The 19,097-nt window shown below is 66.4% G+C and carries 15 protein-coding genes; 5 read left to right on the top strand and 10 right to left on the bottom strand.

Going from position 1 to position 19,097, the window contains the following annotated elements; translation table 11 throughout:
* Positions 1-77 precede the first annotated feature (77 nt).
* On the top strand, positions 78-278 hold the full coding sequence (locus tag ACVILH_RS13100) for a cold-shock protein (RefSeq protein WP_006609369.1): 201 nt from the start codon (positions 78-80) through the stop codon (positions 276-278).
* 248 nt (positions 279-526) lie between these two features.
* Positions 527-1,735: a CaiB/BaiF CoA transferase family protein gene (locus ACVILH_RS13095; RefSeq protein ID WP_456713255.1), complete on the top strand. Its 1,209-nt coding sequence runs from the start codon at positions 527-529 to the stop codon at positions 1,733-1,735.
* A gap of 1 nt (position 1,736) precedes the next feature.
* Here ACVILH_RS13095 and ACVILH_RS13090 read toward each other — a convergent pair whose 3' ends face one another.
* From ACVILH_RS13090 to ACVILH_RS13080, 3 genes are all read right to left on the bottom strand, one after another.
* Positions 1,737-3,263, bottom strand: a complete 1,527-nt coding sequence (locus ACVILH_RS13090) for a hypothetical protein (protein ID WP_456716964.1) — start codon at positions 3,261-3,263, stop codon at positions 1,737-1,739.
* Between the two features lie 204 nt (positions 3,264-3,467).
* Entirely contained in the window at positions 3,468-5,381 is a 1,914-nt protein-coding gene (locus tag ACVILH_RS13085) for a hypothetical protein (RefSeq protein ID WP_456713254.1), read from the bottom strand.
* A gap of 1,106 nt (positions 5,382-6,487) precedes the next feature.
* Positions 6,488-7,132, bottom strand: coding sequence for a glutathione S-transferase family protein (locus ACVILH_RS13080; RefSeq protein WP_456713253.1), 645 nt, complete (start codon positions 7,130-7,132; stop codon positions 6,488-6,490).
* 88 nt (positions 7,133-7,220) lie between these two features.
* Here ACVILH_RS13080 and ACVILH_RS13075 point away from each other — a divergent pair, with 88 nt between their 5' ends.
* Complete coding sequence (locus ACVILH_RS13075) at positions 7,221-8,204, top strand: helix-turn-helix transcriptional regulator (protein ID WP_456713252.1); 984 nt, start codon at positions 7,221-7,223, stop codon at positions 8,202-8,204.
* A gap of 766 nt (positions 8,205-8,970) precedes the next feature.
* Here the strand turns inward: ACVILH_RS13075 and ACVILH_RS13070 are convergent.
* The 6 genes from ACVILH_RS13070 to ACVILH_RS13045 form a co-directional block, all read right to left on the bottom strand.
* Positions 8,971-9,468: a TPM domain-containing protein gene (locus ACVILH_RS13070; RefSeq protein ID WP_456713251.1), complete on the bottom strand. Its 498-nt coding sequence runs from the start codon at positions 9,466-9,468 to the stop codon at positions 8,971-8,973.
* 10 nt (positions 9,469-9,478) lie between these two features.
* Positions 9,479-10,378, bottom strand: a complete 900-nt coding sequence (locus tag ACVILH_RS13065) for a TPM domain-containing protein (protein WP_456713250.1) — start codon at positions 10,376-10,378, stop codon at positions 9,479-9,481.
* 15 nt (positions 10,379-10,393) lie between these two features.
* Complete coding sequence (locus ACVILH_RS13060) at positions 10,394-11,005, bottom strand: LemA family protein (protein ID WP_456713249.1); 612 nt, start codon at positions 11,003-11,005, stop codon at positions 10,394-10,396.
* A 598-nt stretch (positions 11,006-11,603) separates the two neighbouring features.
* Positions 11,604-12,617 carry an ABC transporter substrate-binding protein gene (locus ACVILH_RS13055; RefSeq protein WP_456713248.1) on the bottom strand — a complete coding sequence of 338 codons (1,014 nt, stop codon included), beginning with the start codon at positions 12,615-12,617 and terminating at the stop codon, positions 11,604-11,606.
* 38 nt (positions 12,618-12,655) lie between these two features.
* Positions 12,656-13,522, bottom strand: coding sequence for an ABC transporter permease (locus tag ACVILH_RS13050; RefSeq protein WP_456713247.1), 867 nt, complete (start codon positions 13,520-13,522; stop codon positions 12,656-12,658).
* Between the two features lie 18 nt (positions 13,523-13,540).
* Complete coding sequence (locus tag ACVILH_RS13045; protein WP_456713246.1) at positions 13,541-14,320, bottom strand: ABC transporter ATP-binding protein; 780 nt, start codon at positions 14,318-14,320, stop codon at positions 13,541-13,543.
* A gap of 119 nt (positions 14,321-14,439) precedes the next feature.
* On the opposite strand from ACVILH_RS13045, the gene ACVILH_RS13040 reads away from it, so the two are divergent.
* Positions 14,440-15,105: a response regulator gene (locus ACVILH_RS13040; RefSeq protein WP_456713245.1), complete on the top strand. Its 666-nt coding sequence runs from the start codon at positions 14,440-14,442 to the stop codon at positions 15,103-15,105.
* Positions 15,080-16,456, top strand: coding sequence for a sensor histidine kinase (locus tag ACVILH_RS13035; protein ID WP_456713244.1), 1,377 nt, complete (start codon positions 15,080-15,082; stop codon positions 16,454-16,456). The genes ACVILH_RS13040 and ACVILH_RS13035 overlap by 26 nt, the downstream gene beginning before the upstream one ends.
* Positions 16,457-16,725: 269 nt before the next feature.
* Here the strand turns inward: ACVILH_RS13035 and ACVILH_RS13030 are convergent, their stop codons facing one another.
* Entirely contained in the window at positions 16,726-19,059 is a 2,334-nt protein-coding gene (locus tag ACVILH_RS13030; RefSeq protein ID WP_456713243.1) for a xanthine dehydrogenase family protein molybdopterin-binding subunit, read from the bottom strand.
* Between the last annotated feature and the right edge of the window lie 38 nt (positions 19,060-19,097).

Genomic DNA, 19,097 nt, shown 5'->3' with positions numbered 1-19,097 from the left:
GCAGTAGTCTTTCATCCGGGCCTGACGGTTTGCGGGGACCGCCGGCTCGAACTGGATTGCTCCCGCGGAGGCAACGTATGGCTAAAGGTACGGTCAAGTGGTTCAACCCGACCAAGGGCTATGGCTTCATCCAGCCAGCGGCCGGGGGCAAAGACATTTTCGTTCATATCTCCGCAGTGCAGAAGGCCGGGCTGACAACCCTCAACGAGGGCCAGACGATCGAATATGAGGAGATCGCCAACCGCGGCAGGAGCTCGGCCGAGAACTTGAAAGTATAGCGACGACGCGCGCCCATTCCGCCTCGCGGCTTTTCGGGGCAACGGTTCCGCTCATTGCAGCCAGCATATTTTCACGCGACGAGACCAGACAGGAGCGGCGACCGCTCCTGATCACATCTTTATCTTTGTTTGTAGTTTCCTCCCTTTCCCCCGCCATTGCCTCGACCGCCCGTCCCGGGTCAAATGGGCACCGAACCGCGCCGATCATGAATTCCAGCGCGCGGAAACAATGACGGGAGTGACGCCTCATGGACGACAAGGGCATTTTCCATGGCCTGAAGGTGCTGGACTGCGCGAGCTTCATCGCCGCCCCCGCCGCCGCCACCGTTCTTTCCGATTTCGGCGCCGACGTCATCAAGATCGAGCCCCCCGGCGCCGGCGATCCCTACCGCAACCTGCCGAATTTGCCGGGCTATCCACGCAGCGAGCACAACTACGCATGGTATCTTGAAGCCCGCAACAAGCGCAGCCTCGCGCTCGACCTGTCAAAGCCGGACGCGCAAAGCGTGCTGCAACGCCTGGTTCGTCAGGCCGACGTCTTCATCACCAACTTCCCGCCATCGGTGCGGGCCAAGCTCGGCCTCACCTACGAAAAGCTCGCGCCGCTCAATGAGCGGCTGATCTATGCGTCGTTCACGGGATATGGCGAGAAGGGCGAGGAAGCCGACAAGCCGGGCTTTGACAGCAACGCCTATTGGGCGCGATCCGGCTTGATGGATCTCGTCCGCGCCGACGAGAGCACGACGCCGGCGCGCTCGGTCGCGGGCATGGGCGACCACCCTTGCGCGATGGCCTTCTATGGCGCGATCGTCACGGCGCTTTATCAGCGCGAGAAGACCGGCAAGGGCAGCCACGTCGCCTCCAACCTGATGGCGAACGGGGTGTGGGCGGCATCGGTGCTGGCGCAGGCCAAATTGTGCGGCGCCACCTTCGTCGAGCGCCGGCCGCGCGAGCGGGCGCTGAACGCGGTGGCCAACCATTATAAGTGCCAGGATGGCCGCTGGATCATGCTGTCGCTGCTCAACGAGGAGAAGCAGTGGCCGATCCTCGCCCGCTGCCTCGGCCGCGACGACCTCATTGACGACCCCCGCTTCGTCACCAAGGCCGACCGCCACGCCCGCTCGGTCGAGCTGATCCAGGAGTTCGATGCGGTGTTCGCAACCAAGCCGCTGGCCGAGTGGCGCAAGATCCTCGACGGCAGCGGGCTTGTGTTCGGCGTGGTCGGCATTCTCGACGACATTCCGAACGACAAGCAGATGATCGAGAACGAGGTGCTGGTGCCGTTCGAGAACGACACCATGCTGACCGTCAACAGCCCGATCTTCATCGACGGCCAGCGCAAGGTCGCCCCGCGCAAGCCGCCCGGTGTCGGCCAGCACAGCGACGAGATCCTGCGCGGCGCCGGCTTCGACGACGAGGCCATCCAGACCTTGCGCGCGCGCGGCGCGGTGGCCTGAGCTAGCGCGTCGCGATGAAGCACATGCCGAACCGCGTCGCCGGGCCGGTCTGACAGGACAGGTTCGCCGCGCAGCTCCAGCGCGAGAAGCTCTTGTCGTTCTCGGCGGCGTCGGCGCGGCTTGCATAGCAATGCCCGCCCCAGCCGTCATTGTAGACCGTGCCGGCGAGCTCATCGCTGCCGCGCAGCTGCGGGCGGCTGGCGAAGCCGCGCGAGAAGTCCGGCGTGCGGCCCTCGGCGAAAGCCATGAAAATGTCGCGGCGGCGGACCTGGTCGCCGAAGAAATGCGGCGAGCCCGGCACCACGACGGTGTTGGACGGCTTCTCCGCCATCCAGTCGACGCCTGGGAAGTGGAAGCCGCCGATGCCGCGGGTCTGGTGGCAGCCACCGCAGCTGGAATCGTTGAGGCGGCGCTCGAAGCCCGCGACCGACTGGATGGTCTCGAGCTGAATGCCTTGCGCAGCCGCCTTCGCCAGCGCCCCGACCACGTCGGCCTCGCTGAACACGGCAGCCGGTCCGCCCGCCTCGCTCTGCACCAGCCCGTAGGCCGACAACATGTCGGAATTGACGAATCCGACCGGTGTCGGCGCCACCGCGACCTTGGCCAGGAATTTGTCGGGGATGACCGCCATGCCGCGGTCGAGCTCGCCGAGATGGACGGGATCGAGCAGCCAGGCCTTGAACTCGCTCGCCAGCGCAGCATCCGACAGCAGCCGGTCGCGGTCGATCTGGTCCTCCAGCACCGCCTCCTCGAAGGTGCCGCTCGCGGCCTGATAGTCGAACACCTTCATCATGTAGTCGGTGCGGAAATCGCGGACCTGAGATTTCGGCGCATGCGCGATCTGCAGGTTGGTCTCGATGCGATGAATGTTCTCCGGCCGGATCAGCGCCAGCGGCCCATCCGGCGCCGACAGCTTCGCCGCGAGCTCAGGACCGGTGATCTGCAACTCCGACGTCGCCAGCCAGCGCTTGGCGATCTCGGCGCAGCTCGGCGAATTGCTTTTCGCCTCCGCGTCGCTGCGCGCCTTCAGCACGATGTTCAACGTCATCGGCAGACGCGGCGAGGCCACCTCGCCGTCCTTGGCCGGCGGCGGCGTGGTCCGCGTCAACCGGTAGAGCAGCCGCACCTCGCCGCAATGCTCGGGATCGACGAAGGCGCGGTCCATGCGGTTGACGACGCCGGCGAGCACGAAGCGCGCATCGGACGTGTCCAGCACCGTGCGATCGAACAGCTGGAAGGCATAGGAGGTGCCGACCCCGATGCTTTCGTTCGGCAGGCTCGCTTTGTGCTTCTCGACATAACGGTCGAACTCGGCATCGAGCGCCTTGCGGACCGGAGCCATCGACGGCAGCGCGAACAGCGCGGCATCCGCCAGCGGCGCGTCATTGGCGGCCGCCGGCGCCAGCATCTTGCCGAGACCGAAGGCGCCCTTGTCGAGCTCGCGCAGGGCGAACGGCTCGAGAATCGCGGTGCCGCGTTCGAGCGGCGCGCTCTCGTCTGCATGTGCAAGCGAGCCGCAGCACAGCATCAACAGGCTCAACACCGACAGTCGCACCACGCGCCTCCTCTTCCGCAATCGGCCCGCGCGAGGCGGCAGTCGGCCGTGTCGCGCGCAGGGCTTGCTAATGGCCGAAGATAGCCGAAAGGCGGCGGCGTCTGGCCATTATGCGACGAGGCGCCTCACGTCGCAGTGAGGCGCCTCGTCGAATTCGCATCCTGAAGAGATGGTCGGTCAGCGCGCGACGACAAGCCCCTTGGTGGTGAAGACCACCCAGCGGCCGTCCTGCTTGCGGATCGCATCGACCTTGCCGAGGCCGGGGACGGGATCGCCGGCATAGACCTCGTACAGCCCGCCGCGGCCCTCGATCAGCGCACCGCCACGGCCGACGTCGCGCAGCACCCAGCCCTCGACGACCTTCGGCTTGGCGGCCTCGGCGCGAGCCGCCTCTGCCCTCGCCGTCTCGGCGCGGGTGGCTTCGGCCCGGCCAGGCTCCGTCCTGCTCGGCGTGCTCGCGTCCGTTCTGGTGGGCTCGGCGCGGCTCGCCTCCTGCCGCATCGGCACGCCGGACGGCGGCGCCGCCGCATTGATCGCGCCGACCGCCTGCGGGACCGAGGCGGTATTGTCGCGGCCCGACGGCTGCGAGCTCGCCGAAGCTTGCGCGGCGCGCAGCCGCTCGACGGCCTCGCTCAGCCGCTGCAATTCGCTCGGCTTGCCCGACGCCTTGGTCGCGAGCTCACCCAGCACCTTCTCCAGCCGGTCGAGGCGCTCGGCCGATTTATTGAGCTCGACCAGGCTGGTCTGGTTGGTCTGCTCGAGGCTCGCCTTGAGGTTGGCGATCTCGTTGTCGATGCGCGACACCGCAGCGCTCAGCGTCGGATCCGCCGCGCCCGCGCCGGTCGCCTCCGCCGTGCCGCCGCCGGAGCGATCGACCAAGGCGGCGGTCACGAGCCCACCGGCCACGCCGCCGACCACCATCGCCAGCAGCAGCACGGCAGCCATCGCCGGCAGGCCGATCCGGCCCGTGGCGGGGATGCGCGACGCGGCTGGGCCGGGCTGCTGCGGCAAGGCCGCGGCGGCGCCGCCGGCCATCGCAGCCGCGGCAGGCGACGGCTTGGTCGTCGCATCGAATTTGAACGGCTCGGCCTTGAGCTTGCCTTTGGCCCAGGCCGCGGCCTTCTCCACGGCTGAGCCGGCCATGCCGACCTTGCTCGCCGGCGCAGACTCAACGGCGGGACGCCTGGGATCGACCTTGGCGGCAGCCTCGGGCTTCACCGCGATCTCGGGCTTCACCGCCGGCTCCGGCGGCTTCGATCCGAGTTCGGGCCTCGCGACAGGCTCGACCTTGGCAACCGCTTCAGGCTTCGCAGCAACGTCCGGCTTCGCGGCCACCGGCTTGCTCGTCGTCTCCGGCTTGACCGGCGTCGCCCCCATCGGACCGATCTTCGGCGCATTGGACGCGAGCGTCGACAGCTTGGGCGTCTCGACCTTGAGCAGGTCCCCCGCCGCCGTGACGGTCTTGACCGGCTCCGCCGGCTTGGCCGGCTCGGTCCTGATCAGGTCCAGGATGGTCGGCGGGGATTTGGCGGCGTTTTGACTGGATGAGCCCTGGCCTGCATTGAGCTTGAGCGGATCGGCCTTCGCCGCATCGGCCTTCTTCTCAGACTTGTTCTCGGATTTGCCCTTGTCGGACTTCACGAGGTCGAGCCGCTTGGGCTCAGCCTTGCCGGCTTCCGCCTTCACGCTCTCGATCGGCGGCGGCTCCGCCTTGATTTCATCGGCCTTGATCTGGTCGGTCTTGATCTGGTCGGTCTTGATTTGATCAGTCCTGGCCGGCTCGAGCTTGACCACCTCGGCCTTGGTCTCCGCGGCGGGAGGCGCGTCGGTCGCGGCGAGCACCGCAACCGGCTCGGCTTTGGGCTCAGAGGCCGGGGCTTGGACCGCAGGGGTGTTTGCAGCCGTGGCGGGCTGGTCGGCCGACGGCGCCTCGTGGTCGGGCGAGATCATCGGCTGTGCGACCGGAGCGATCGCCGGCACGGCCTTGTCGACGGCGCCGGGGGACGCAGAGGTCTTCAGTGCTGGCTCAGCGCCGACGACGACAGGACTAGCAGTGCCGAGGCTGGTCTGTTCGGCCTTTTGCTCGCTCACGTTCAAGTCTCCCGATGACGTTCAGCCCTTGGTAACCTTAGTTAGCGTTTGATTGATTGCCAAAATCTTACTTTTGCTGGGCTTACCTGAGTTTTAGGAATTCATCCGGGGCGGATTTGCGCCGACAAGATGGAGCAGATGTGGCAAGCGGTGCCCGAATATTCATCGCCGCGGCGCCCGTCCGCTGCGCAGCTGGTCGATTCGCGACGGCGGCGAGGCTCCTGCAACCGGCAGCACGAATCCTCCCGCGGCGCTGATACGCCCGAGATCTGACGGCATTGACCCTCCTCGAAATCAGAGGGCGCAGGGAAGACCGGGTATCGACTGATACCCGCGGCCCCCGTGCGGACAAAAATGCACGGGGCAGGAACCACAGGCTCAGCCGGACATACCCGGCCTTCCCTGCGCGATGGCTTTACGGCTGCTTCGTAGTCTCCCCGGTGCGCCGGGCTTTCTGGTCACCGTGTCGCGACAATGCGCTTGCACGCATTGCGCTGGGCATCAGCGTCGGGATGCCAGGACCCTACGACTTGACCGTACGCACCCAACCTGCTCGCCGGCCCGCTTGCGCAAGCCCCAGGTCAGATACGTCCACCGCTCCCCGCTGCTACGCCTCGTGACGATCGGCCGAAACGCCCCTTCATCGCAGGCGGGATGGCCGGGATCATCGATGTGATTTGCCCGACATGACAAGGCGCATAGGTGCGACAAACTGGCTCGACGGGCAGTTGGCGCATGACGTGGATGCAAGGATTGCCCGTCGTGTTGTGGAGTCCATAGGCTAGGCGCTACGGCAATGATGCAGGACTTCACTCAGATCGTCGGCGTCTCACCTGATTAGTGTGTAGCCGATGCAGACGCGTCATCCTCCGCTGTCGTCCCGGACAAGTCACGCCGTGCGCCAGCACGGCGTGACGCCGATCCGGGACCCATACGCCGCAGCCGATATGATACGGAAGATATCAACGACCAGCCTGCCACAAGCCACTCGCTGGGGTTATGGATCCCGGCGTTCGCCGGGATGACAGCGGAGTGTCACGGCGCGGTCTTTCCAGGGCGTGAAGGAGTCTGCTCACTGACGAGCGCGGCAACTGATAACTGAGATCCTATCCGCCAGCCGCCGCCGCGTGCTGCTCAGCCATCTCCGCATCCGCGGCTGTGACGCGTTGAAACGCCGGACGCGACGTGATGCGCTCCGCATAACGCACGAACACGTCCTTGCGCGGCACCACCCCGAACATCATCGTCCAATTCAGCGCGATGCCCCAGAGGATGTCGGCCGCCGTCAGGCGCTCGCCGAGCAGATAGGGGCCCTTGGCGAGCTGCTGCTCCAGGGCTGACAGCATGGTATCGTAGTCAGCGTAAGGCGACTGTGTGACCGGGGCGGGCTCGCGCTTCATGAAATGGTCGATCACCGCTGGCTCGAACGAGGAGCCGTAATAGGCGATCCAGCGCAGATAGGGCCCGCGCAGGGGATCGTCGAGCGCCGGCGTCAGGCCGGCCTGCGGGAACAGGTCGGCGAGATAGATGAAGATCGCGACCTGCTCGGTGACGATCTGGCCGCGGTGGCCGACGGTCGGCACCTTGCCAAGCGGGTTGATCGCGAGGAAGTCCGGCTTGCGCTGCTCGCCCGCCTTCATGTTGAGGACGTGCAGATGATAGGGCGCGCCGAGCTCCTCGAGCAGGACGCGGGCGCCGGCGGCGCGGGTCTGCGGCGAATAATACAGCGTGATGGTGTCGTCGGCGGTCATGATGGCTCCTCCCTTGGCCGGCTCTCGATGCCCAGGCTTGTCGCACAGCATACCTGACAATCCATGTCAGGTATGTTTTAAGGCAGGCATGCGTGCGAGCCGGCTGCTCTCCATCCTCACGACGTTGCAGGCCAAGGGCCTGGCCACCGCGCCGGAGCTTGCGGAGGCCTGCGAGGTCTCGGTGCGCACGATCTATCGCGACATCGATGCGCTCTCGGCTGCGGGCATCCCCGTCTATGCGGAGCGCGGCGCCGAGGGTGGCTTCCGCCTGCTCGACGGCTATCGCGTGCGGCTGAACGGGCTGTCGCCGGCGGAGACCGATGCGCTGTTCATGGCAGGCCTCCCCGGCCCCGCCGCGGCGCTCGGCCTCGACGATGCGATGAGCGCGGCGCAGACCAAGCTGGTGGCGGCGCTGCCGCAAAACCTGCGCGCCAACGCCGGGCGGATGCAGGCGCGCTTCCATCTCGACGCGCCCGGCTGGTTCGGCGAATCCGAGGAGCCGCCGCCTCTGCGCGCCATTGCGGACGCGCTGCTGCGCGAGGTGATGGTGGACATCCGCTATCAGACCTGGCGCGCCGAGAAGCGCCGCCGCGTCGCCCCGCTCGGCCTCGTGCTCAAGGGCGGCAGCTGGTATCTCGCCGGCGGGGTCGAGCGCAGCGTGCGGACCTACCGCGTCGCGCGTATTCTCGATTGTGCCGTCACCGATGAGAGTTTCGCCCGGCCCAGGGATTTCGATCTCGCCAGCTATTGGCGCGCCGCGACCGAGCGGCTAGAGGCTGAGATGCATCCGAACGCGGCGACGGTGCGGCTGTCACCGCTCGGCGTGAAGCTGCTGGAGGTGTGGAGCCAGCCTTACGTGCGCGCCCGCACGCGCCTCGCGGACGAGGTCGATGCCGACGGCTGGCGCATCGCGACCATCCCGACCGGAACGACGCTGTGGCATGCCGCCGGCGAGCTGCTGCGCTTCGGCCCGGAGGCCGAGGTGCTCGATCCACCCGAGCTGCGGGCCAAGATGGCGGAGCTGGCGAAGGCGATGGCTGAACGCTATGGCGCGGTTGCGCAGACGATATGAGTCGCCGACGCTCTCTCCGAATCGTTGCGCACGGGCGCGGCAGCATGAGATCACCTCTCCCGAAGGGAGAGGTCGGATTGCATCGAAAGATGCAATCCGGGTGAGGGATTCTGGTGCGAGCCGTCGTGTGGAGAGCCCCCTCACCCGGCGCTACGCGCCGACCTCTCCCCGACGGGGAGAGGTGAACAGAAGCCACGCCTGGAGCGCCAACGACAGCAAGCTCTCCTATCGATCGATGTGGTCAGTAGCGAGCTACATCACCACCGACGCGTCCGGCCGCTCATCGCTGCGCACTGGCGCGGCAGCATGAGATCACCTCTCCCGAAGGGAGAGGTCGGATTGCATCGAACGATGCAATCCGGGTGAGGGATTCTGGTGCGAGCCGTCGGAGAGCCCCCTCACCCGGCGCTGCGCGCGACCTCTCCCCGACGGGGAGAGGTGAACAGAAGCCACGCCTGGAGCGCCAACGACAGCAACCTCTCCTATCGATCGATGTGGTCAGTGGCGAGCTACATCACCACCGACGCGTCCGGCCGCTCATCGCTGCGCACTGGCGCGGCAGCATGAGATCACCTCTCCCGAAGGGAGAGGTCGGATTGCATCGAACGATGCAATCCGGGTGAGGGATTCTGGTGCGAGCCGTCGGAGAGCCCCCTCACCCGGCGCTGCGCGCCGACCTCTCCCCGACGGGGAGAGGTGAACAGAAGCCACGCCTGGAGCGCCAATGACAGCAACGCTCATATCGATCGATGTGGTCAGTAGCGAGCTACAGCACCACCGGCGCGTCTGGCAGCTCATTCGTTTCGCCGGCGTGCGGCGGAAAATGTTTGGCGAGCTCGCGTGACACCGCGGCGATGCCCTGGATGACGCCCTGATCGAAGCGCCCCGCACGAAATTGCGCCTCCATCGCGCGGCAGATCGTCTCCCAGCCTTCGGCGCCGACGCGGTCATGGATGCCGCGGTCGGCGATGATCTCGACGTCGCGGTCGGCGAGCAGCAGGTAGATCAGGACGCCGTTGTTGTGGGCGGTGTCCCAGATGCGAAGCTGCGAGAACACGTCGAGCGCACGCTCGCGCGGCGACTGGTTGCGCCACAGCGGCCGGCCGTCGAGCGCGCCTTCGACGACGAAGCGTACCTGCCCCGCATGCGTGCGCTCGCCATGCTTGATGGCGTGCTCGATGCGCGCCAGCACCTCCGGCGTGAAGATGCGCTTGAGCTGCCAGTCGTGATGCAGGAGATGCCGGCCGATCCGTTTGATGCTCATCGCGTTGGCCTCACCAGCTGCCCGAGGCGCCGCCGCCGCCAAAACTGCCGCCGCCGCCGGAGAAGCTGCCGCTGTCGCTCGAGCTGCTGCCGCTGCTCCAGCCTGACGAGGACGAGCCGCTCGACCAGCCGCCGCGGCGGCCGCGGCCCGGCCCCGGCATCGACGCAAAACTATCGGCGATGAAGGCGATGATGAAGCCTCCGATCGCCGACAACGCGGCCAACCCGGCCGATCCGACCATCAGCCAGGCGATCGCGCCCATCGCGCCGCCGGTGGCCAGCGAGCCTAAGAGACGGCCGAGCAGCGTGCGCAGGATGCCGCCGATCACCAGCGCGCCGAACAGCGCCACCGGCGCGAACGAGGTGATGGAATCGAAATCGACATCGCCGTGCGAGGCCTGCGGCTGCGGCACCGGCAGCGGCTCGCCATTGATCACGCCGATGATCCGATCGACGCCTGCGTCAATGCCGCCAGCAAAATCCCCGGTGCGGAATTTCGGCGTAATGACCTCGTCGATGATACGGCGGGAGGTGACGTCGGTGAGGCTGCCTTCGAGCCCGTAGCCGACCTCGATGCGCAGCTTGCGATCAGTCTTGGCGATCACCAGCAGCGCGCCGTCGTCGACCTTCTTGCGGCCGATCTTCCAGGCCTCGGCGACGCGGATCGCGAACTGCTCGATCGTCTCCGGCTCGGTGGTCGGCACGATCAGCACCGCGACCTGACTGCCCTTGCGCGTCTCCAGGTCTTTCAGCTTCTGCGTCAGGCTCGCGATATCCGACGACGACAGGGTCCCGGTCTGGTCGACCACGCGGCCGGTGAGCTGCGGCACCGCCACGTCGGCCCACGCCCACGTGGCGAGGCAGACGAAGACGGTCGCAAGCAGCGCCTTGACGGCGGACAGCGCGCGCACGAGCAGCCGCTCCGGCTACTTGGCCGGCGCAGGCGATGGCGCGTTGAAGTCGACCTTGGGCGCGACCGAGATCTCGCGCTCGTTCTCGACGGTGAAGTTGGCCTTCTCCTTGTAGCCGAACCAGCTTGCGGTGAGATTGTTCGGGAAGGTCCGGATGCCCACGTTATACTCCTGCACCGCCTTGATGTAGCGGTTGCGCGCCACGGTGATGCGGTTCTCGGTGCCTTCGAGCTGGGACATCAAATCGCGGAACAGCTGATCCGATTTGAGCTGCGGATAGTTCTCGGACACGGCGATGAGCTTCGACAATGCGCCGGTCAGCTCGCCCTGCGCGGCCTGGAACTTCTGCAAGGCCGCGGGATCGTTCACGACCTCGGGGGTGACCTGCACGCTGCCGACCTTGGCGCGCGCGTTGGTGACGCCGAACAGCACGTCCTTCTCCTGCTGCGCAAAGCCCTTTACGCTGTTGACGAGGTTGGGCACGAGATCGGCACGGCGCTGATACTGGTTGACCACCTCGGACCAGGCCGCCTTGACCTGCTCGTCATTGGTCTGGATGGCGTTGTAGCCGCAATTGGTCAGGCTCAAGGTCATCAGCGCCGCCAGCACGGTCAGCAATCTCCGCATCGCGCGTCCCCCTTCGTCCGGATGTGTCAGCATCACACAGCACAGCTTTGCCGACGGCGCAATGACGCCGCCGGAGGTGGGGGGTGGACGTCGCGGCGGAGGTTCAGGGAGTTCCAGCGGGCCTTTCGCCGCAAAGAATCTTCAGGGCTGTCCGGAGTCTAGCAATTCAGACCACCCGTGTCGCGGCCCCTCACCCCACCCCTCTCCCCGTAAGAACGGGGAGAGGGAGCAGACCGCCGCTGCGGCGCGGGACGCCGATGAAACGACAATCCGAGTTGAAGCCTTGGGAGCATCGGGCGATCGCTGCCGGCACGGCCGGTGCAACCTCTCCCGCCCTTTGCGGGGAGAGGTCGGATTGCGCAGCAATCCGGGTGAGGGGCATGGCACATACGGAGCGAAGACAGCAGTCCATCGGACGGGCAAGATGAGTTTGCGCCGATGCGAGATAACTCAACTCATCAAGCTGCGGAGGAAACCGAGGCCTGGCTCCAATGCCCCGCAGGTGGACCACCCGTGCCGCTGCCCCTCACCCCGACCCTCTCCCCGTGAAGAACGGGGAGAGGGGGCGCACCGCCGCTGCGGCTCCGCTCCGAAAGTATCAGCTACCCTTGCGGTCACGCAGTTGCGTCACGAACATGTCCTGCCAGCTCGCCGGCTTGACCTTGATCGAGCCGACGCCGTGCATGAACTCGGCGATCTTGAGCACCCCCTCCGGGGTCGCGGAGAACCAAGTATCCTTGTCCTGGAGCATCTCCAGCACCTCCTCCTTGGTGGTCTTCACCTTGGCGGTGCGGGCGTAGATCTCGGCGGCGGCGGCCTTGTCGTTGGCGATGAGCGTACAGGCCTCATCGAGCGCGTCGAGGAAGGCCTGCACGACCCTGGGATTGGCGTCGACGAAACGCTTGGGCGCGAACACGACGTCCATGGTGAGACGTCCCAGCACGTCAGCCGAGTTGGCCACGCGGTGGATCTTGGAATCCTTCAGCTCGATATAGGAGAACGGCGGCGAGGTGAAATGCGCCGTGATCTCGGTCTTGCCCGAGGTCAGCGCCGCGACCGCTTCCGGATGCGGCAGGCCGACGGTCATCGGATCGAGCTTGGCGTAGTTCTCACGGCCGAACTCGTGCGCCGCCATCATCTGCAGCATCACCGCCGAGAGCGAGGTCTTGATGCCCGGCAGCGCGATCTTGTCGCTCGGCTTGAAATCCTTCAGCGACTTGATCTCGGGATTGTTGCTGTTCATCCACAGCGAGGTCGACGAGAGGCCGCTGACGCCCACGACTTCCACCGCCGGAATGCCCTTGGCCTTGGCCCACAAAGTGATGAAGCCGGGCGCGCCGGTGCCGGCGATGTCCAGCGAGCCGGCCATCATCGCGTCGTTGATGATGTTGCCTCCGTCGAGCAGTTGCCAGCTCACCTTGAACGGACCGAGCCCGGCCTTCTCGGCCTGCTTCTCCATCAGCTTCTGATCCTCCATCACGATCAGCGGCAGATAGAGGATGCCATAGCCCTTGGAGAGCCTGACCTCCTTGACCTCAGCCTGTGCATCGGTGGCGCCGAGCAGCGCGGCAAGCCCGAACGCGGCGGCCGCGAGTGATTTGCTCCAGGACATTCTCGTCTCCTATCCCTTGTTGTTATGCTTATAACCGATCAATGCTGCATGCCCCAGCGCCGCACCGTCTTGCGCTCGATGGTGGCGAACACGACGTTCTCGATCACGAGGCCGATGATGATCACGGTGAACAGGCCGGCGAACACGTTCGCCGTCTCCAGCTGGTTGCGATTCTCGAAGATGAACCAGCCGAGGCCGCCGGACCCGGAGGACACGCCGAACACCAGCTCCGCCGCGATCAGGGTGCGCCAGGCGAAGGCCCAGCCGACCTTGAGGCCGGTCAGGATCGCCGGGAAGGCCGCGGGGATCAGGATGAAGCGCACCAGCTTCAGCCCGCGCAACCCGTAGTTCAGGCCGACCATGCGCAGCGTGTTCGACACCGAGCGGAAGCCGGAATGGGTGTTGAGCGCGATCGCCCACAGCACCGAATGCACCAGCACGAAGATGATGCTGCCCTTGCCGAGGCCGAACCAGATCAGCGCCAGCGGCAACAGCGCGATCGCCGGCAGCGGGTTGAACATCGATGTCAGCGCCTCCAAGAGATCAGCGCCGATCCGCGAGCCGATCGCGATCGTGGTCAGCACGGCGGCGAGCGCAATGCCGACGCCATAGCCGATCAGCAGCGTCTCCAGCGACACCAGGGTGCGTGCCGGTATCACGCCATTGGCGATGTTCTCAGAGAATGCCGAGAGCGTGTCGGTGAAGGTCGGAAACAGCAGGGGATTGCCGAGCCACACTCCATAGGCCTGCCACAGCGCGGCCAGCGCGACGAGGATGATGGCCTTGCGGACCGCACTGATGCGGTAGATGCGTTCCAGCCAGGACAGGCTCGCCTCGACCTTGACGTCGCCGAGGGGGGTCTCCGCATTGACGATTTCGGGGCGCAGGGTCAGCGTCTCGCTCATGATCTCTCTCCCGTCCCTTTAATGATGGCCGAACAGCATGTCGTTGATACGTCCTTCGAGCGCGACCTGCTCGGGCGAGCCCATCGTGCCCGGCGGCACGCTGTTGAGCTCGGCGCGGACGCGGCCGGGATGCGGCGACAGCAGCAGGATGCGCGAGCCGATCTTGATCGCCTCCTCGATCGAATGCGTCACGAACAGCACGGTGAAGCGGGTGTCCTGCCAGAGCTGCAGCAGCTCATCCTGCATCTTGCGCCGGGTCAGCGCGTCCAGCGCCGCGAACGGCTCGTCCATCAGCAGCACGTCCGGCTCCATCGCCATGCCCCGGGCGATCGCGACGCGCTGCTTCATGCCTCCGGAGAGCATGTGCGGATAGGAATCGATGAACTTGGTCAGGCCGACCTTGTCGATGTAGGATCTTGCGCGCTCCTGCGCCTCGTCAGCGCCGAGCCGGCCGCTCGCGGTCAGCGCGAACACGACGTTCTCGCGCACCGTCTTCCAGGGCAAGAGCTGGTCGAACTCCTGGAACACCATCATGCGGTCCGGGCCGGGCTCGGTGACCTCGTGCCCCTTGAGCCGGATGCGGCCCTCGGTCGGCTTCAGATAGCCGCCGATCGCCTTGAGAAGCGTGGATTTGCCGCAGCCGGAGGGTCCGAGCAGCACGAAGCGGTCGGAATCGAACACCTTGAAATCGACGCGATAGGTCGCCGTGACCAGGGTGTCCGGCGTCTTGTACTGCAGCGTCACGCCCTCGACCGAGAGCAGCGGCTCGAATTGTGATGGTGTCTGATGGACGGTCATGCGTCCTCCCCTCCTGATGTTGCAGCGCAAAATTTCGCTTGGTGCACTTCGGCGCCCTTATGCGAAGTGATAGAGGAGGAGACTGACGCGAACCTGACTCCGGGGCTGAGACCACGACCTTGCGCATCCTGCTGGTGGAAGACACGCCCGAGATCGGCGCCGCCGTGACCAGCCGGTTCGAGCGGATCGGCTACGCCGTCGACTGGGAGAAGGACGGCCGCACCGCGAGCGAGCTGATCGAGGTGCAGACCTATGATCTCATCGTGCTCGACGTGATGCTGCCGAACATGGACGGTTTTGCCGTGCTCAAGCATCTGCGTAAGCGCGGCCTGCGCACGCCGGTGCTGGTGCTGACGGCGCGCTCCGCGGTCGACGACCGCATCGGCGCGCTCGACCTCGGCGCCGACGACTATCTGGTGAAGCCGTTCGATTATCGCGAGCTGGAGGCGCGTGCCCGCGCCCTGCTCCGTCGCGCGGCAGGACAATCGGACAATCTGCTGACCCTGGGGCCGCTGGTGATCGACCGCGCCGGGCGCACGGCGAGCGTCGCCGGCCAGCCGCTCGATCTGACGCGGCGCGAGCTGACCGTGCTGGAGATCCTGGCCGCGCGGCCCGGGCGCTATGTAGCGAAAGACGAACTGGTCGAACAGCTGTTCAGCTTCGACCAGGACCCGAGCCCGAACGCCGTCGAGCAGTTCATCGCGCGTCTCAGACGCAAGCTTGCGGCGACGACCGTCGAAATCAAGACCGAGCGCGGCCTTGGCTATCAGCTCCACGCTTCGTGATCTGAGGACGTCGCTGCGCGCGCGGCTCTTGATCGCGATCGGCGCGATCCTGGCTGTGGGCGCTGTCGTGCTCAGCCTCGCCGCCTGGCAATATGCGGCCACGGCCGCGCGCGATGCCTATGACAAGCTGCTCGCCGGCGGCGCGGTTCAGGTCGCCGAGAACATCTACATGCAGGGCGGCGTGGTCACGCTCGACCCGCCGGCGGCGGCGTTCGCGACGTTGTCGGCCTATGATCTCGTGTTCTACCGCGTGACCGATCCGCGCGGCGTCGTCATTGCCGGCTATGACGATCTGACGATCCAGGCGCCCAAAAGCGCGTTGCGCGAGGGCGTGGTGCTGCGCGATGGCGTCTATCGCGACCAGCCGGTGCGCGTCGCCGCGGTGGCCCGCCGGCTCGACGGCGCCCCAGGCGACGGCTGGAGCGAAATCGTGCTGGCGCAGACGCTGCGCGCGCGCGATGCGCTGACCTGGGACTTGGGGTCCAAAGCGATCGGCCTGATCGCGGCCATGAGCCTGCTGGCGCTGGTTGCCACCGCTTTGTGCCTCCGGTTGGTGTTCGCGCCGCTGACGCGGATCGAGGCCGAGATCGTCAAACGCCGGCCGGACGATCTCAGCCCGATCGCGATCACGCCGCCGCGCGAGGTCCGCGCCCTGGTCGGCGCCATCGACGGCTTCATGCAGCGCCTCGCCGAGCGCATCGCGCTGATGCAGCGCTTCATCGCCGATGCCACGCATCAACTACGCACACCGCTAGCTGCGATCGATGCGGAGGTCGAGCTGCTGAGCGAGCAGACCAACGATCCGAAGGCGCTCGATCGACTGCGCAGCCGCATCTCCGACCTCGCCCGCCTCACCAGCCAGTTGCTCGATCACGCGATGATCCAGCACCGCGCCCAGGCGCCGCGGTTTGCTGCGACCGACATCAACGCATTGGCAAAGTCCGTGCTGTCGCAGAGCGTGCCGCTGTCGCTGGAGCGCGAGGTCTCTGTGAGCTTCGTGGAATGCGACGACGATGTCATCGTCGCAGCAGATGCCATCAGCCTGCGCGAGGCGCTCGCCAATCTCATTCACAATGCTCTGGCGCATGGGGCGGCCACACGACTGATGGTGCGCGTGGAGAGAACGACAGCGCATGTCGCGATCATCGTCTGGGATGATGGGCCAGGCATTGCGGCGGACGCGCAACAAAGAATGCTCTCGCCGTTTCAGAAGGGCGACGGCTCGCACGGCTCGGGGCTGGGCTTGGCGATCGCTGTGGAGGTCGCGGAGGCGCACGGGGGCAGACTGGGCTTTCGCGGCACGGCAGGCGATTTCAGGGTGAGCTTGGAGCTGCCGGTGGACGGCAAGTAGCTGCACCGACGGCGGTGCGCCCCCTCTCCCCGTTCTTCACGGGGAGAGGGTCGGGGTGAGGGGCAGCCGCACGGGAAGTATCAATTGGGATTCCTGTTTCACTCTCTCCTGGATCAAGATGTAGTTGAACAGAAGAGAATAGAGTTTAACTACTTGCACCGCCCGTGTGGCTGCCCCTCACCCCAGCCCTCTCCCCGTGAAGAACGGGGAGAGGGAGCGGACTGTCGCTTTGTCGCGAGTGTCGCGCTCTACTACTCCCTTCGTTCGCCTTACGCCGCCGCCTTCTTCGCCTTCGCGTCCCGGATCGCGGCCCATACCTTTTCCGGCGTCAGCGGCGTCTGCAGATTGGTGATGCCCAGCTCGAACAGCGCGTCCATGACGCCGTTGGTGACGCAGGGCGGGCCGCCGATGGCGCCGGATTCGCCGCAGCCCTTGGCGCCGAGCGGGTTGGTTTTGCACGGGGCGGAATCGTCGAGCGTGACCGCGATCGGCGGGACGTCGTCGGCGCGCGGGATGCAGTAGTCCTGATAGGTCGCGGTCAGCAGCTGGCCGTCGGCGTCGTAGGCGACGTTTTCGTACAGCGCCTGGCCAATGCCCTGGGCGACGCCGCCATGGATCTGGCCGGCGACGAGCATCGGATTCACCGCGACGCCGACGTCGTCGACCGTGGTGTAGCGCACGACACGGCTGATGCCGGTCTCCGGATCGATCTCGACCTCGCAGATATGCGTGCCGTTCGGCCAGCTCGGCCCATCGACCTCGCCCTCGCTGTCGACCGACAGCTTGGCGCCCTGCTCCTTCCCGGCGATGTCGAACAGGCTGATGCGGCGGTCGGTGCCGACGACGGTCAGGACCCCGTCGCGATACTCGATGTCCTCGACCGCGGTCTCCAGCAGGTTCGAGGCCTTCTCGCGCGCCTTGGTGATCAGGTCGTTCGACGACACCGCCACCGCCGTGCCGCCGACGAACAGCGAGCGCGAGCCGACGCTGCCGAAGCCGGTGGCGAGATCGGTGTCGCCCTGCACGACGTCGATCTTGTCGAGCGGGATGCCCAGCGTATCGGAGATCATCTGCGTGTAGGTCGTCTGCAGCCCCTGCCCCATTGCCATGGTGCCGGAATGCAGGATGACGCGGCCCTCGGAGGTCGCATGCAGCGACACCTTCTCGGTATGGGCGCGGCCGCCGGTCCATTCGATGTAGCTGGTGAGGCCGCGGCCATAGAGCATGCCGCGCTTCCTGGCCTCGCGCTTGCGCGCGTTGAAGCCGTCCCAGTCGGCGAGCTTGGCGGCGCGCTCCAGCATGTGGGCGAAGGCGCCGGAATCATACACTTGGCCGACGGCGTTGGTGTAGGGCAGCTGCGCCGGCTTGATGTAGTTCGCTTTCCGGATGGTGCGCGGATCGATGCCGATCTGGCGCGCGGCGGTGTCGAACAGCCGCTCGACGATGAACACCGCCTCGGGCCGCCCGGCGCCGCGATAGGCTCCGACCGGCGCGGTGTGCGTCATGACCGTCTTGATCTCGAAATGCACCAGCGGCAGGTCGTAGACGCCGGTCTGCACGAACGGCCCGAGCACCAGCGGGATGATGTTGGCAGCACCCGACGAATAGGCGCCGGTGGCGCCGATCGAGCGCACGCGATAGGCCAGCACCTTGCCCTTGGCGTCGAGCGCGAACTCGGCGGTCGAGGTCAGGTCACGACCATGGGTGCCGCCGACGAACTCATCGGTGCGCTCCGCGCGCCAGCGGATCTTCTTCGAAAGCTTGGTCGCGGCATAGGCGACGATGCCGTCCTCGGGATACAGGTTGGTCTTCTGGCCGAAGCCACCGCCGATGTCGCCGACCAGCACGCGCAGGCTGTCCTTCGGCCGTTTCAGCACGGCGTCCGCGAGCACGTCGCGCGTCGAGGCCGGCGTCTGCGACTGCACATAGAGCAACAGTCGACCGGTCTTCTTCTCGATCTCCGCGATGGTCGAGCGCGGCTCCATGGCCGATGGCACCAAACGCTGGCTGTTGATGTCGAGCGACACCTTGTGGGGCGCGCTGGCAAAAGCCTCCTCGACCTTGGCGGCATCGCCATAGCTCATCGCGGCAACGATGTTGTCGGGCGCCTCGGCCCAGACCACCGGGGCGCCGGGCTCGATCGCCTTGACCGGATCGGTCACCGCCGGCAGCACCTCGTAATCGACGACGATCGCTTCAGCCGCTTCCTGGGCAATCGTACGCGACGTCGCGACGACGGCTGCCACGGCCTCGCCGGTGTAGCGCACGACTTCGTGCGCCAACAGCCGGCGCGGCGGCACCGTCATCGGCTTGCCGTCGGGACGCTTGAAGATCGCCAAGGTCGGAATGGTGCCGATATCGTCGGCGACGAGATCCGCGCCGGTGTAGATCGCCTCGACGCCCGCGATCTCGCGCGCGGCGGCGGTGTCGATCGACAAAATCTTCGCATGGGCATGCGGGGAACGCAGCACGTAAAGCCACAGCGCGCCGTCCTCCGGCTTGTCGTCGATGAACTGCCCCTTCCCGGTCAGCAGCCGCTGATCCTCGAGCCGCTTGACGGGCTGGCCCGCACCGAACCGCATATTGTTGGGAAGAATGTTCATTCGAGAATCCTTGGCCAGTTCAATGTAATTGCATGGGG

It is taken from the genome of Bradyrhizobium sp. USDA 4353, from assembly GCF_054063215.1.
Note: the sequence above shows the minus strand (reverse complement) of the source record. Positions and strands in the feature narration are given on the sequence as shown.

Excerpts from the sequence above, each read along its gene's own strand:
- ACVILH_RS13100 (WP_006609369.1), top strand. The coding sequence starts at position 78 with ATGGCTAAAGGTACGGTCAAGTGGTTCAACCCGACCAAGGGCTATGGC.
- ACVILH_RS13095 (WP_456713255.1), top strand. The coding sequence starts at position 527 with ATGGACGACAAGGGCATTTTCCATGGCCTGAAGGTGCTGGACTGCGCG.
- ACVILH_RS13090 (WP_456716964.1), bottom strand. The coding sequence starts at position 3,263 with ATGCTGTGCTGCGGCTCGCTTGCACATGCAGACGAGAGCGCGCCGCTC.
- ACVILH_RS13080 (WP_456713253.1), bottom strand. The coding sequence starts at position 7,132 with ATGACCGCCGACGACACCATCACGCTGTATTATTCGCCGCAGACCCGC.
- ACVILH_RS13075 (WP_456713252.1), top strand. The coding sequence starts at position 7,221 with ATGCGTGCGAGCCGGCTGCTCTCCATCCTCACGACGTTGCAGGCCAAG.
- ACVILH_RS13070 (WP_456713251.1), bottom strand. The coding sequence starts at position 9,468 with ATGAGCATCAAACGGATCGGCCGGCATCTCCTGCATCACGACTGGCAG.
- ACVILH_RS13060 (WP_456713249.1), bottom strand. The coding sequence starts at position 11,005 with ATGCGGAGATTGCTGACCGTGCTGGCGGCGCTGATGACCTTGAGCCTG.
- ACVILH_RS13055 (WP_456713248.1), bottom strand. The coding sequence starts at position 12,617 with ATGTCCTGGAGCAAATCACTCGCGGCCGCCGCGTTCGGGCTTGCCGCG.
- ACVILH_RS13050 (WP_456713247.1), bottom strand. The coding sequence starts at position 13,522 with ATGAGCGAGACGCTGACCCTGCGCCCCGAAATCGTCAATGCGGAGACC.
- ACVILH_RS13045 (WP_456713246.1), bottom strand. The coding sequence starts at position 14,320 with ATGACCGTCCATCAGACACCATCACAATTCGAGCCGCTGCTCTCGGTC.
- ACVILH_RS13030 (WP_456713243.1), bottom strand. The coding sequence starts at position 19,059 with ATGAACATTCTTCCCAACAATATGCGGTTCGGTGCGGGCCAGCCCGTC.